General features: G+C 69.9%; 12 protein-coding genes. 8 read left to right on the top strand and 4 right to left on the bottom strand.

Features of this window, described 5'->3' with window-relative positions; translation table 11 throughout:
* Positions 1 to 2 precede the first annotated feature (2 nt).
* Positions 3 to 902, bottom strand: a complete 900-nt coding sequence (locus FY549_RS04925) for an SIS domain-containing protein (RefSeq protein WP_149084081.1) — start codon at positions 900 to 902, stop codon at positions 3 to 5.
* 276 nt (positions 903 to 1,178) lie between these two features.
* Here FY549_RS04925 and FY549_RS04920 point away from each other — a divergent pair, with 276 nt between their 5' ends.
* The 3 genes from FY549_RS04920 to FY549_RS04910 are packed head-to-tail and all read left to right on the top strand — an operon-like array spanning position 1,179 to position 4,362.
* Positions 1,179 to 2,429, top strand: a complete 1,251-nt coding sequence (locus FY549_RS04920; protein ID WP_259614116.1) for an extracellular solute-binding protein — start codon at positions 1,179 to 1,181, stop codon at positions 2,427 to 2,429.
* Positions 2,430 to 2,461: 32 nt separating this feature from the next.
* A complete protein-coding gene (locus tag FY549_RS04915; RefSeq protein WP_149084080.1) occupies positions 2,462 to 3,433 on the top strand; it encodes a carbohydrate ABC transporter permease in 972 nt (323 codons plus the stop codon).
* Positions 3,434 to 3,435: 2 nt separating this feature from the next.
* A complete protein-coding gene (locus tag FY549_RS04910; protein WP_187614928.1) occupies positions 3,436 to 4,362 on the top strand; it encodes a carbohydrate ABC transporter permease in 927 nt (308 codons plus the stop codon).
* A 398-nt stretch (positions 4,363 to 4,760) separates the two neighbouring features.
* Here the strand turns inward: FY549_RS04910 and FY549_RS04905 are convergent, their stop codons facing one another.
* Entirely contained in the window at positions 4,761 to 5,924 is a 1,164-nt protein-coding gene (locus FY549_RS04905) for an ROK family protein (RefSeq protein WP_149084079.1), read from the bottom strand.
* Positions 5,925 to 6,046: 122 nt separating this feature from the next.
* Between FY549_RS04905 and FY549_RS04900 the strand changes: the two genes are divergently transcribed.
* The 4 genes from FY549_RS04900 (at position 6,047) to FY549_RS04885 (ending at position 10,154) form a co-directional block, all read left to right on the top strand.
* Entirely contained in the window at positions 6,047 to 7,144 is a 1,098-nt protein-coding gene (locus FY549_RS04900) for an ROK family transcriptional regulator (protein WP_149084078.1), read from the top strand.
* A 105-nt stretch (positions 7,145 to 7,249) separates the two neighbouring features.
* The gene (locus FY549_RS04895; RefSeq protein WP_149084077.1) at positions 7,250 to 7,843 is read left to right on the top strand and encodes a short chain dehydrogenase; all 594 of its coding nucleotides are present in this window, start codon (positions 7,250 to 7,252) and stop codon (positions 7,841 to 7,843) included.
* Positions 7,843 to 8,385 carry a GNAT family N-acetyltransferase gene (locus FY549_RS04890; RefSeq protein WP_149084076.1) on the top strand — a complete coding sequence of 181 codons (543 nt, stop codon included), beginning with the start codon at positions 7,843 to 7,845 and terminating at the stop codon, positions 8,383 to 8,385. The genes FY549_RS04895 and FY549_RS04890 overlap by 1 nt, the downstream gene beginning before the upstream one ends.
* A 62-nt stretch (positions 8,386 to 8,447) precedes the next feature.
* Positions 8,448 to 10,154: a long-chain-fatty-acid--CoA ligase gene (locus FY549_RS04885; RefSeq protein ID WP_149084075.1), complete on the top strand. Its 1,707-nt coding sequence runs from the start codon at positions 8,448 to 8,450 to the stop codon at positions 10,152 to 10,154.
* Positions 10,155 to 10,162: 8 nt separating this feature from the next.
* Here FY549_RS04885 and FY549_RS04880 read toward each other — a convergent pair whose 3' ends face one another.
* Positions 10,163 to 10,462: a chorismate mutase gene (locus tag FY549_RS04880; RefSeq protein ID WP_025104206.1), complete on the bottom strand. Its 300-nt coding sequence runs from the start codon at positions 10,460 to 10,462 to the stop codon at positions 10,163 to 10,165.
* Positions 10,463 to 10,524: 62 nt separating this feature from the next.
* Between FY549_RS04880 and FY549_RS04875 the strand changes: the two genes are divergently transcribed.
* Complete coding sequence (locus tag FY549_RS04875; protein WP_149084074.1) at positions 10,525 to 11,754, top strand: AI-2E family transporter; 1,230 nt, start codon at positions 10,525 to 10,527, stop codon at positions 11,752 to 11,754.
* Between the two features lie 162 nt (positions 11,755 to 11,916).
* On the opposite strand, the gene FY549_RS04870 is transcribed toward FY549_RS04875, so the two are convergent.
* The gene (locus tag FY549_RS04870; RefSeq protein WP_149084073.1) at positions 11,917 to 12,834 is read right to left on the bottom strand and encodes an ABC transporter substrate-binding protein; all 918 of its coding nucleotides are present in this window, start codon (positions 12,832 to 12,834) and stop codon (positions 11,917 to 11,919) included.
* Between the last annotated feature and the right edge of the window lie 25 nt (positions 12,835 to 12,859).

The raw sequence follows: 12,859 nt of genomic DNA, 5'->3' as shown, positions 1-12,859 counted from the left end.
CGTCATGCATCCAGGATGACGGATCGCGTGAGGTTGCGCGGCTGGTCGGGGTCGAGCCCGCGGGCCACGGCCCGGTCGAGGGCCGTGCGGTGCAGGCGCACGAGGTCGGCGAGGGGGTCGATCGCGCGGTGCTCGAAGCGGGCACCCGTGGCGCGCACCTCCGCGGCCAGTCCTTCCGGCGCCTCCCCGAACTGCCAGGTCACCCGGCCCGGAGCGGCGATGGCGATCGGACCGTGGCGGTAGTCCATCGACGGATAGGCCTCGGTCCACGACTGCGACGACTCGCGCAGCTTGAGCGCTGCCTCGTGCGCTAGGCCGATCGTCCATCCCCGTCCGAGGAACGTGTACTGCTCGGCATCGCGCAGGTCGGTGTCATCGCTGTCCTCTGCGAGCACGGCCGCCGCGTCGGCGATCGCCCCGGAGAGGTCTTCGCCCAGCGACGCGCGGAAGAGGGCGAGCGCGGTCGTGGCGAAGCGGGTCTGGACGACCGACTGCTCGTCCGCGAACGGCAGCAGCACGGCATCGTCGACGAGCGAGACGAGCGGCGAGTCGGGGTCGCCGATCACGCCGATCGTGCGGGTGCGCCCCTTGATGCGGTCGACCAGTTCCAGCACCTCGGTCGTGGTGCCGGAGCGGGTGAGCGCGACGACGGCGTCATAGCCACGGTCGACGAAGGCCTCGGAGGCCGCGAACGCGTCCGTCTCGCCCTGACCGGACGACTCGCGCAGCGCGGCGTACGACTGGGCCATGAACCACGAGGTGCCACAGCCGACGACCGCGACCCGTGATCCGCGGGCCGGCAGCAGGGCCTGCTCGGCGGTGAGCTCGGCGGCGGTGGCCCACATCTGCGGCTGGGAGCGGAGCTCTTCGCGCATGTGCGCGCCGGGCAGCGAATCGGTCATGAGAGGGCCTTTCAGACGAGATGTTGCGTACTTGTGATTGTTTCAGGCGTTATCCGATCATAGTATTTCGTCCCAAGAGAGCAACATCTTGATTTGTTTGTTTGCCTGACAAATAATCGGGACGAGTTCCCCCGAGCCCCCGCTCGGACGATCGCGACCACCTCGGCGGCGCGATCAGCACGCACCGTCGCGTGGAGTGTTCTGCGACTGTGCACCACCCCCCTCTCCGGAGAGCGGATCCCGCCCGCTGGAGCAGCACCCACAGTGAGGAATGCAATGCCCATGAACAAGTCACGGCGATACGGAGCCGCTGCGGTCGCGGCCGTCGCCACGCTGTCGCTCGCATCCTGCGGTTTCGGTGGATCGGGAGGGGACAGCGGCGGCGGCGACGACGCCAACACGCTCGACCTCCTCGTCCCCAGCTACTCCGACGCCACGAAGGGCCTCTGGGAAGACGTCATCGACGGGTTCACCGAGGAGAACCCCGACATCACCGTCAACCTCGAGGTGCAGTCGTGGGACAACCTCGAGAAGGTCATCTCCACGAAGGTCCAGGCCGGGGAGGCGCCTGACATCTACAACGGCGGCCCCTTCGCCGGCTTCGTCGAGGACGAGTTGCTCTACCCGGTCGAGGAGGTCGTGTCCGACGACGTCTACTCCGACTTCCAGGACTCCTTCCTCGCGAACGCCGAGGTCGACGGCACCGCCTACGCCCTGCCGATGATCGCCTCGGCCCGCGCCCTGTTCGTGAACAACGCCCTGCTCGCCGAGGCCGGCGTCGAGGCGCCGACCGACTGGGCTTCCCTGCTCGACGCCGCCACCAAGGTGTCCGCCCTCGGCGGCGGTGTGGCGGGCTACGGCATGCCGCTCGGCTCGGAGGAGGCCCAGGCCGAGGCCGCCGTCTGGCTCTGGGGCGGCGGCGGATCCTTCGGCGACGCGTCGGAGATCACGATCGACACCCCGGAGAACCTCGTAGGAGCCGAGCAGATCAAGAAGATGATCGACGCCGGAGCCACCCAGGCCGACCCCGGCTCGACGCAACGCTCCCCGCTGATGGACATCTTCATCCAGGGCAAGATCGGCATGCAGGTCGGCCTGCCGCCGACGGTCGGCCAGATCGCCGACAACAACCCCGAGCTCGACTACTCGATCGTCCCGATCCCGACGAAGGACGGCTCGCCGTTCACGCTCGGCGTCATGGACCAGCTCATGGCCTTCGAGAACGACGGCGACAAGCAGGAGGCGATCACGAAGTTCCTCGACTACTTCTACTCGCCCGAGGTCTACGTGCCGTGGGTGCAGGCGGAGGGCTTCCTGCCCGTCACGAAGTCCGGCGCCGAGGAGCTGTCCGGTGAGGAGGCCCTCAAGCCGTTCCTCGACGTGCTGCCCGACGCGCAGTTCTACCCGTCCACGAACCCGAAGTGGTCGGCCGCCGACGGCGCCTTCAAGTCGCTGTTCGGGCAGATCCAGGATCAGCCGGCGGCCGACGTGCTGAAGCAGATCCAGGACCAGGTGGACGCGGGCTGACCCGCGGAACGGAGAGGTTCGGGAATCCCCCCATGAGCCAGACGACAGAATCCTCGAACCTCGGGGGGGGGGCCCCCGGCCGCCCCCGCACCCCGGACGCCGGAGCGGCCGTGCGCGGTCGCCCCGGCGGGCGGGACCTTCTCCAGGCGCTGCCGTGGATCGCCCCCGCGCTGGTGCTCATCATCGGCGTCGTGCTGTTCCCCGCCGGTGTGATGTTCTTCAACTCCACCCGGGACATCTCCCTCTCGGGGCTGGACAAGGGCTCGGTCGGCTTCGACAACTTCGTGACCGTCTTCACGTTCCCGGAGTTCTGGCCGATCTTCGTCCGGACGATCGTCTGGGTCGTGTCGGTCGTGCTCTTCACGGTCGTCATCTCGCTCGGCCTCGCCCAGATCCTCAACAAGGCGTTCCCGGGCCGCCAGCTCGTGCGGATGGCCGTCATCGTGCCGTGGGCCGCGTCCGTGGTGATGACGACCATGGTCTTCTACTACAGCCTCGAGCCGTACTTCGGGGTCTTCAACAAGTTCCTCTACGACATCGGGCTCTCCGACGACGCGGTGGGTTACGGCTGGACCAAGAACCCCAGTACGGCGTTCGTGTGGTCCATCGTCATCGCCGTCTTCGTGTCCCTCCCCTTCACGACCTACACGATCCTCGCCGGGCTCCAGTCGGTCCCGGCCGATGCGATCGAAGCCGCGAAGATGGACGGCGCCGGAGCGGCCCGCACCTACTGGTCGATCGTCCTGCCGCAGCTGCGGAGCGCCCTCGCCGTGGCGATCCTCATCAACATCATCAACGTCTTCAACTCGTTGCCGATCCTCAAGGTGATGACCGGGTCGATCCCGGGCTACGGCGCCGACACGATCATGACGCTCATCTTCAAGTACATCGAGCTGCAGAAGAAGGTCGACGTCGCGAGCGCCCTGTCGGTCGTGGCCTTCCTCATCGTGATCGCGATCGTCGCGGCCTACGTCAAGATCGTCAAGCCCATGAAGGAGGTCTGATCATGACCGTGACCGAGACCGCCCTCGTGACCACCGCCGACTCCCGGGGGCGGCGGACCCCGCCGCTGCCCGGGCGCCGTCGCCGCTACACCGCCGACCAGGTGACGCTGCCCCGGGTGATCCTGCGCACCGCCGCCGGATTCCTCGTCCTCGCGATCTTCGTGCTGCCGTACCTCATCATGTTCTTCGGATCGGTGAAGACGAAGGCACAGATCCGCTCGGTCGACCCGACCTACCTCCCGGTGGAGTGGCACTGGGAGAACTACCTCACGATGTGGTCGACGCCCGAGACGCCACTGCCGTACAACCTCGTCTCGACCATCGTGATCTCCGTGTTCGCGACCCTCCTCGTGCTGCTCGTGTCGCTCCCCGCCGCCTACTACACGGCGCGGTTCCGGTTCCCCGGGCGCATGGTGTTCCTGTTCCTCGTGATCGTGACGCAGATGCTGCAGCCCGCCGTGCTCACCTCGGGCCTCTTCCGGCAGTTCACCGTCCTCGGCCTCGGTGACACCTGGACGGCCATGATCTTCATCAACGCGGCCTTCAACCTGTCGTTCGCCGTGTGGATCATGCACTCGTTCTTCGCCGGCATCCCCAAGGAGGTTGACGAGGCGGCGCAGATCGACGGCGCCGGTCGCCTGACCGTGCTGTTCCGCATCAACCTCCCGCTCGTGTGGCCCGGCATCGTCACCGCGATCGTGTTCACGTTCGTGGCGTGCTGGAACGAGTTCGCGGCGTCGCTCGTGATCCTCTCCACCGACAAGAACCAGCCGTTGTCGGTCGCGCTCACGAAGTTCGTCGGTCAGTACGAGACGAGCTGGCAGTACGTGTTCGGCGTCTCCATCGTCGCGATCCTGCCCGTCATCATCCTGTTCATGCTCATCGAGAAGCGTCTGGTGGGCGGCCTCACCGCCGGCAGCGTGAAGTAGCCCGATCCCCGCTTCGTTCCGCCCCCGGGTCCCCGGTCGTTCCTGCCCCGCACGCCAGCACGCCTGCCGTTCCGGCCCCGCACGCCTGCACGACCGTGGCACGTGTGCCCGGCCCGTGGATGGATCCGGTCGTGCACCCGTTCCCGGGTCGTGCAACCGAAACGTCGGAGAGTCCGGGACGGAGCCGGAGTCACGCCGAGGTCGGAGCCGGAGTTGGGGTTGGGGCCGGGGGTCGGGTCGGGGTCGGGGCTCCGGTCCGGCCCCGCACGCCTGCACGACCGCGGCACGGTGGCGGGCCCGTGGGTGGGTTCGGTCGTGCGCCCGTGCTCCGGTCGTGCAACCGGAACCTGTCGGGGGCCGGGAACCAGGCCGGGGTATGGGGCGGAGCCGGGGTCGGATCAGGGGCGCGGGCTGCCGGAGCGGAGCTGCTCGGGACTCCACCGGACGCCGAGGACGGCGGTGAGGGCGGCCTGCGCGGCTCCGGCCGACGGGCTGACGCGCGGATCGGCATACCGGATCGGGACGTCGGCGGTGCCGCGGGCGGGATAGCCGCTCTCGGCGCGGACCCGCTCCAGGAAGCGGGGGCCGAGCTCCGTCGCGGGCCCGCCGATGACGACCTCGATCGGGTCGAGCAAGGCGCCGATGAGCTTGATGGCACGGGCCAACGCGCGCGCCCCGTCGTCGATCAGCGCCTGATCCGCGCGGGAGACGAGGGTGCGGACGGCGGGCACGTCCAGCGCGTCCGAGAACTCCTCGCCCAGCATCGCGCCCATCGCCGCCGCCGACTCCAGACACCCGTGGCGGCCGCACCGGCAGGGGCGCGCGGCCTCGCCGAACACCACCTGCACGTGGCCGATCTCCCCGGCGCGATCACGGGGTCCGGGCGCGAGTTCACCGTCGAGGGTGACCGCGGCGCCGATCCCCCCGCCGCTGTGGATGAACAACCGGTACCCCGAAGGGGCGGCGTCCAGGCCGGCCTCCGCGATGGCCTCGGCGTCGACGTCGTTGACGAGGAGGACGGGGACTCCGGCGATGCCCTCGAAGCGGTCTGCCAGCGCCACGTCGTGCCACTCGAGCTGAACGCTCTCGAGCACCGTGCGGCCGTCGGTCGTGCCGGGGACCTGCACCCCGACCGCCAGCAGCCGTTCCCCGTGTGCCGCAGCGACCTCCGCGACGGTCTCGTCCAGCACGCGGTCGCGGGTGTCCGTCGTGTAGGAGACGGTGCGTCGGGCGACCTCGGAGCCGTCGAGTGCGACGAGCGCGAGGTAGGCACTCGTCGGCTGCACCACGAGCACCAGGATCAGGTGGTGCTCCGCGTCGATGCTGAGCGTCGTCGCCCGTTTGCCTCCCGTGCTCACCGCCTGCTCGCCCTCCGCGATCAGCCGGTTCTCGATGAGCTCCGCGACGAGGGACGAGGCGGTCGCCGCGGTAAGCCCGGTCGCACGGGCGATGCCGGCGCGGGTCTGCGACCCGGAGGCCTGGAACACGAGCTGGAGCGCCCGTCGCAGGTTCGCTCGCCGGACCGCCGCCTGGGTGTCCAGCGCGTCGTCGTGGGTGAACATCTGCGAGATCCTTCTCGGGGCCGAGGTCCGTCGATTGACAGCACGGGTACCGCTCCGTACGCTCGGTTCGTTAGTTTATTCATTGAACTTAGTCGGCCCGAGCGACGATCGGGAGGAGCATCGTGCGCTACCCCCAGATCCTAGAGCGCCCCGACGATCGGGCACGAGCCGCGCAGCCCTCGACCAACGGTCACGCCCGCGGCATCCGCGAGCGCAACCGCGCCCTCGTACTGCGTACGCTCATGGAGCAGGCGGCCCTCAGCCGCGCCGACCTCTCCCGCCTCACCGGCCTGGCCCGCCCCACCGTCTCGGAGGTCGTGCGCGACCTGCTGGCCGACGGCGTGATCCGGGAGAGCGGACCCAGTCAGGAGACCCGTCCCGGCAAGCCCGCGGTGATGCTCGAGTTCGACCGGCGCGCTGTGCAGGTGATCGCCCTCGACCTCTCCGCGCCCGATGAGGTCGTCGGGGCGCTGGCCTCGCCCGACGGTCGCATCGCGCACCGTCTCCGCCGCCCCCGCACCGCCGACGCCGCCGACGTCATCTCCCGTCTCGTCGCCGAACTGCAGAGCGTCGCCGACGGCCCCGCGCTCGGTGTCGGTATCGGCGCCCCCACCGGCTCGTCCGCCCTGCTCGGTCTCGGTCCGCGGCTCGCGGATGTCGTCGGGGCCCCGGTCCATCTTTTCGACGACGCCGATCTCGTGGCGGATGCCGAACTGCGTTTCGGCGCCGTCGGCACCGATTTCCTCCTCGTCCGCGTGGGTACCCGCATCGGCACCGCCATCCGCGTGGTCGGTGACGACGGGGCCCCGGTCGAACGATCCATCGGCGCTCGCGAGCTCGCCCACGTCGACGCGGGTGGCGACCCGGGCGATGTCTGCCTCTGCGGCCGTGCGGGCTGCGTCCACGCGTGGGCCTCCGCGCCCGCCTTGACCAGGCGCCTGAACGACTCAGGGGGCGACCGCGACGCCGTGCTCTCCGCCGCGGGCGCCCGCCTCGGCACGTCGCTCTCGGTCATCGCCGCCGCCGTCGACCTGCCGACGATCGTGCTGAGCGGCCCGGCCGACATCGTCGGGGCCGGACTGGTGGACGCAGCGGCCGCTGCGGTCCGCGCCGCCTCGCACCCCTCCCTCGGACCCGCCGTGGTGCCGAGCGTCCTCGACGACGCCGTCCTGCTGGGCGCTGCGACCCGCGTGGTGGCTGCCGCGTTCGGCCCGCACTGACGACCCACCCGCCATCCGTCGACCCGTGCCCGGACCGGGATGGAAGACTCGATCCCACGGGGCGGCCGTTCCGCCGCTCCGGTCCGTCCTGGGAGAGGAATCCGCATGAAAGCACTCGTGATCGGCGCGACCGGCAGCATCGGCGGAGTCGTCGCCGCCACCCTCGACGTCCGGGGGCACGAGGTCGTGCGGGCGTCCCGCTCCGGCGAACAGAGCGTGGACGTGACCGATCCGGCGTCGATCCGCAGTCTGTTCGAACGGGTGGGACCCCTCGACGCGGTCGTCGTCGCCGTCGGGTCGGTGCCGTTCAAGCCGCTCGTCGACCTCGACCGTGACGACTACCTGGCTGCGTTCACCGGGAAGACCCTCGCGCAGCTCGACGTGGTTCGCGCAGCCCTCGATCACGTGACGGATGGCGGCTCCGTGACCCTCACCAGCGGCGTGCTGGCCCGGGAACCGATCGCCACCGGCGCGGCGGCCGCGATGGCCAACGGCGCCCTGGAGGCGTTCGTGGTGACGGCGGCAGCCGAGGCGCCGCGAGGCATCCGCATCAACGCGGTCTCCCCGGACGTGCTGGCGAACTCCCCCGACTACTTCTCGACCTTCCCCGGCCACCGCCCGGTCTCGGATGAGGAGGTCGGCCGGGCGTATGTGCGCGCCGTCGAAGGCGTGGTCACGGGTCGCGTGCTCACCGTCTGATGGCGCTCGCCCTCACTCCCGTTCCTGTGCTGTCCACCGAGCGGCTGGAGCTCGTTCCCCTCGGTCTGGAACATCTCGACGGCACCTGGAGCGCACTGCAAGAGCCCGAGGTGCTCCGGCTGACCGGCACGCACGCGCACTTCACCCGCGAGGGCGTGGAGTCGTGGCTCCGGACCCTCGCCGAGCGCGACGACCGGGCGGACTGGGCGATCCTGCGTCGCGACGACGGCATCCACATCGGCGAGGTGGTGCTCAGCGACCTGGACGAGGACAACGCCTCCGCCGGATTCCGCATCGCTCTCGCGGCTCCGCGGTGGTTCGGAGCCGGATACGGGACGGAGGCGACGCGCGCGGTGCTCCGTCACGCCTTCGACACCGTGGGGCTGCATCGGGTGGAGCTCGAGGTGTATGCGTTCAACCCGCGGGCGCAGCGCGCGTACGAGAAGGCCGGCTTCACGGTCGAAGGGCGACGCCGGCACGCGCTCCGATGGGACGGCCAGTGGATCGACGCGATCGTGATGGGCGTCCTCGCGGACGATTGACGCTCCACCCGGCTGAGCGCAAGGGGGAGGCGGATCGCGCGCTCCGACTGCAGGATGAACGCATGGCTGTCTCTCCTGCGTCGAACCGCCCCTGGCTGCGCTCCTACGCCCAGGGCGTGCCCGCCGACATCGAAGAGCCCACGCAGACGCTGCCCGAGATGCTGGCCGCGAGCGTGCGGACCTACGGAAGGCGCCCCGCGCTCGACTTCTTCGGTGCCGTCACGACCTATCGGGAGCTCGGAGAACTCGTCGACCGCGCCGCGGAAGGACTCCGCCATCTCGGGGTCACGAAGGGCGACCGGGTCGCGCTGGTGCTGCCGAACTGTCCGCAGCACGTCGTCGCCTTCTACGCGGCCCTGCGCCTCGGCGCGATCGTCGTCGAACACAACCCGCTCTACACGGCGCGCGAGCTGCGGCACCAGTTCGAGGACCACGGGGCCCGCGTCGCGATCGTCTGGGACAAGGTCGCCGACACCGTCGCGGGCTTCCCCGACGACCTGCGCGTCGATCACATCGTCAGCGTCGACCTCACGACCGCGATGCCGCTGTCGAAGCGCCTGCTGCTTCGGCTGCCGCTGCCGAAGGCGAGGGCGTCGCGCGCGAAGCTGACCGGCACTCCGCACACCCGGCACCTGACAGCCTGGAAGAAGCTCGTCGCGCATCGCCGGCTTCCCCGCCGCACGCCGGCGCCGTCCCTCGGCGACACGGCCGTCCTGCAGTACACGAGTGGAACGACCGGGATTCCGAAGGGCGCCATCCTCACCCACGCGAACCTCCGGGCGAACGCGATGCAGGGCCGCGCCTGGGTGCCGGGCCTCCGCGACGGTGAAGAGACCTTCTACGCCGTGCTCCCGCTGTTCCATGCCTACGGCCTGACCCTGTGCCTCACGTTCGCGCTGAGCATCGGCGCGAAGGTCGTGCTGTTCCCGGCGTTCGATCTCGGCCTGGTGACCGACGCCGCTCGCACGAGTCCGCCGACCTTCCTCCCGGCCGTCCCGCCGATCTACGACCAGCTGGCGCGGGCGGCGAGCCGTGGGACGGTCGACCTGTCGAGTGTCCGGTTCGCGATCTCCGGGGCCATGAGCCTTCCCGTCGAGACCGTCCGGCGGTGGGAGGAGGCCACGGGCGGACTGCTCGTCGAGGGCTACGGGATGACCGAGGCGTCCCCCGTCGCGCTCGGCAACCCCATGGGTCCCACGCGCCGTCCCGGCACCGTGGGCGTACCGTTCCCGAGCACCGAGATCCGCGTCGTCGACCCTGACGACCCCGAGGTCGATGTGGCCGCGGGCGAGCCCGGCGAACTCCTGCTGCGAGGGCCGCAGGTGTTCCGGGGGTACTGGGGTCGCCCCGGGGAGACGGCCGAGGCCCTGCTCCCGGGCGGGTGGCTCCGCACGGGGGACATCGCCGAGGTCTCGGCCGACGGCTTCGTCACCATCGTCGACCGCCGCAAGGAGCTCATCATCACCGGGGGGTTCAACGTCTCCCCCAGCGAAGTGGAGAACGCCCTCGAAGCCCACCCGGACGTCGTGGCGGCGGCCGTCGTCGGGCTGCCCCGATCGAGCGGCGGCGAGGAGGTCGCGGCGGCCGTGGTGCTCAGAGAAGGAGCCGCGGATGACAGGGAGGGGCTGCGCGACTTCTGCCGCACGCGACTGACCGCCTACAAGGTGCCGCGGCGCATCACCGTCGTCGACGACCTCCCGCGGTCCCTCATCGGCAAGGTCCTGCGGCGCGAGGTGCGGGACCGGCTCCTTGCCGAGCGAGGAGCCTGACGACCGACTCAGCGGCCCTCGGCGGCCTCCGTGTGGTGGCGGATGACCTCGGCGACGACGAAGTTGAACCACTTCTCCGCGAACTCCGGGTCGAGGTGCGCGTCCTCCGCCAGCGCACGGAGCCGCGCGACCTGCTGCTCCTCGCGATTCGGGTCGGACGGGGGCATCGCGTGCTCGGCCTTGAGGTGGCCGACCTGCTGGGTGGCGCGGAACCGTTCGGCGAGCAGGAAGATCAGCGCCGCGTCGATGTTGTCGATGCTCGCGCGCAGGCGGAGCAGTTCGGCCTTCGGGTCCTCTGCGGCAGTCATGCCCCTACTCTAGAGCCGCGGATCACCCGGCTTCCGTCGAGAGGCACCGCTATCGTGTGCTCATGAACAACGACGAGTCGCCCGCCTCCGCTCCGCACGACGGCCGGGGCACCCGCGCCGCGGACACCGCGCCCGCGCCCGTCGACGCGGCGCTCGAGGGCGCCGCCGTGGAGGCTCCCGGCACCGGCGCTTCCGGTCCTGCGCGGCCCGTGGTGATCGAACCGACCACGCCGAGCCGCTCCTTCTGGACCCGGATCGATCGGCCGTTCGTGTTCGGATTCCTCGTGACCCTCGGCGGTCTGGGCGCGATCGTGATCGGCGTCGCCCTGTCGAACCTCTCCACCGTCCTCATCTACATCGCGCTCGCCCTGTTCGCCGCCCTCGGCCTCGACCCCGCGGTCCGGTTCCTCGAGCGACGCGGCCTGTCCCGTCCCCTGGCCGTCGTGGTGACCATCCTGGCCCTCATCGTCGTCGTCGCTCTCGTCCTGTGGATGATCGTGCCGATCGTGGTCGACCAGATCGCGAGTTTCGTGAAGTCGGTCCCCGGGATGATCCAGGACTTCACGAAGACCGACCTCTACGCGACCCTCGACGACCAGTTCGGCGACCAGTTCCAGGACCTCGTGTCGGAGGTGCAGAAGTTCCTGTCCGATTTCGGCAACCTCGCGACGATCGGGGGCGGAGCGCTCCAGGTCGGTGCGTCCATCGCCAGCGGCATCTCGGGCGCCATCGTCGTACTCGTGCTGACCCTGTACTTCCTCGCGACCCTCCCGTCCATGCGCCAGGGCATGCTGCGTCTCGTCCCGGCCCGCGACCGCGACCGCGCCGGCGACATCTCGCAGCAGATCACCGACTCCGTCGGCGGCTACGTCATGGGGATGGTGATCCTCGCATTCTGCAACGCGACCCTCGCCCTCATCCTCTACTCGGTGCTCGGCCTGCCGTTCCCGCCGCTCATGGGGGCGATCGCGTTCTGCGTCACGCTCATCCCGCTCGTCGGCTCGGTGCTGTTCTGGATGATCGGCACCACCCTCGCCCTGTTCACGAACCCGATCGCGGCACTCATCTTCGCCGCGATCTACCTCGTCTACATGCAGATCGAGGCGTACGTCCTGACGCCGCGAGTCATGAACAAGGCGGTGGCTGTGCCGGGCTCGCTCGTCGTCATCGGCGCTCTCGCCGGCGGCACGCTCCTCGGCCTGCTCGGCGCTCTCGTGGCGGTGCCCGTCACCGCGTCGATCCTCATCATCATCAAGCAGGTCGTCGTCCCCAAGCAGGACGCCCGCACCTGACACCCCTCGGCTGTACACAACTTCGGAGATCCGGAACGACACGCCGTCGTCCTGGGCGGTCCGGCGGCGTGTCGGACGAGATCTCCGGAGTTGTGCACGCGGCGAGCAGGAACGACGAAGCGCCCGACCCCTGGGGGGCCGGGCGCTTCGTGAGGAGACGGCTCAGACGAGGTCGTTGTCCGTCAGCCACTGCTTCGCGATGTCCTCGGCCGACTTCTGGTCGACCGTGCTCTGGACGTTGAGGGCGACGAGCTCCTCAGCGGTCAGCTTGGCGCTGATGCCGTTGATGACGTCGGCGATCTCGTCGGCCACATCGCTCGACGCGATGGGCACGACATTCGAGGCGAGGATGATGTTCTCCGGGTCCTCCAGGGCCACGATGTCCTCGGTCTGGAAGGCCGGGTCGGCCGAGTAGATGTCCGCGACCTGGATCTCGCCGGCGAGCAGCGACTCCAGGGTCGTGGGGCCGGTCGCCGAGAACGCCAGGTCGACGCCGTAGACCTCCTTGGCCGCGGCCGGGCCGTACGGACGCTGCTCGAACTCGGGCGCTGCACCGATGGTCACCGGGGTGGTCACGTCCGCGAGGTCCGCGATCGAGGTGAGGTCGTTCTCCTCGGCGAAGCTCTTCAGCACCGTGTAGGTGTCCTGGTCGGACGCGTCCGCGTAGTCCAGCGCGGTCAGGCCCTCCGGCAGCGCGTCCTGCAGCGCGGCGTAGACGTCTTCCGGGCTGGTGGCGGTCGCGTCCTTGTCGAGGTACTCGAGCAGGTTGCCCGTGTACTCGGGGAACAGGTCGATCGCCCCGGACTCGACATCGGGCATGTACGCGTCGCGCTGGCCGATGCTGAACTTCTCCTCAACGTCGAAACCGGCGGCGGTGAGCGCCTGGGAGTAGATCTCGGCGATGATCTCGTTGGAGTAATAGGCCTGGGAGCCGATGACGATCGTCTCTCCTCCGCCCGAACCGGACTCCTCCGTCGGGGTGTCGAGCGGGTTGCTGCTGGAGCAGCCGGCCAGAACGAGGGCGGCGGTGAGCCCGGCGGCGCCAGCAAGGGCGAAGCGTGAGGTGCGTGCGGTGAACATGGGACTTCCTCTTCTCTGGGGGACG

Source organism: Microbacterium sp. 1S1, assembly GCF_008271365.1.
In the GTDB taxonomy this organism is placed as follows: domain Bacteria; phylum Actinomycetota; class Actinomycetes; order Actinomycetales; family Microbacteriaceae; genus Microbacterium.
Note: the sequence above shows the minus strand (reverse complement) of the source record. Positions and strands in the feature narration are given on the sequence as shown.

Excerpts from the sequence above, each read along its gene's own strand:
- FY549_RS04925 (WP_149084081.1), bottom strand. The coding sequence starts at position 902 with ATGACCGATTCGCTGCCCGGCGCGCACATGCGCGAAGAGCTCCGCTCC.
- FY549_RS04920 (WP_259614116.1), top strand. The coding sequence starts at position 1,179 with ATGCCCATGAACAAGTCACGGCGATACGGAGCCGCTGCGGTCGCGGCC.
- FY549_RS04915 (WP_149084080.1), top strand. The coding sequence starts at position 2,462 with ATGAGCCAGACGACAGAATCCTCGAACCTCGGGGGGGGGGCCCCCGGC.
- FY549_RS04910 (WP_187614928.1), top strand. The coding sequence starts at position 3,436 with ATGACCGTGACCGAGACCGCCCTCGTGACCACCGCCGACTCCCGGGGG.
- FY549_RS04905 (WP_149084079.1), bottom strand. The coding sequence starts at position 5,924 with ATGTTCACCCACGACGACGCGCTGGACACCCAGGCGGCGGTCCGGCGA.
- FY549_RS04895 (WP_149084077.1), top strand. The coding sequence starts at position 7,250 with ATGAAAGCACTCGTGATCGGCGCGACCGGCAGCATCGGCGGAGTCGTC.
- FY549_RS04890 (WP_149084076.1), top strand. The coding sequence starts at position 7,843 with ATGGCGCTCGCCCTCACTCCCGTTCCTGTGCTGTCCACCGAGCGGCTG.
- FY549_RS04885 (WP_149084075.1), top strand. The coding sequence starts at position 8,448 with ATGGCTGTCTCTCCTGCGTCGAACCGCCCCTGGCTGCGCTCCTACGCC.
- FY549_RS04880 (WP_025104206.1), bottom strand. The coding sequence starts at position 10,462 with ATGACTGCCGCAGAGGACCCGAAGGCCGAACTGCTCCGCCTGCGCGCG.
- FY549_RS04875 (WP_149084074.1), top strand. The coding sequence starts at position 10,525 with ATGAACAACGACGAGTCGCCCGCCTCCGCTCCGCACGACGGCCGGGGC.
- FY549_RS04870 (WP_149084073.1), bottom strand. The coding sequence starts at position 12,834 with ATGTTCACCGCACGCACCTCACGCTTCGCCCTTGCTGGCGCCGCCGGG.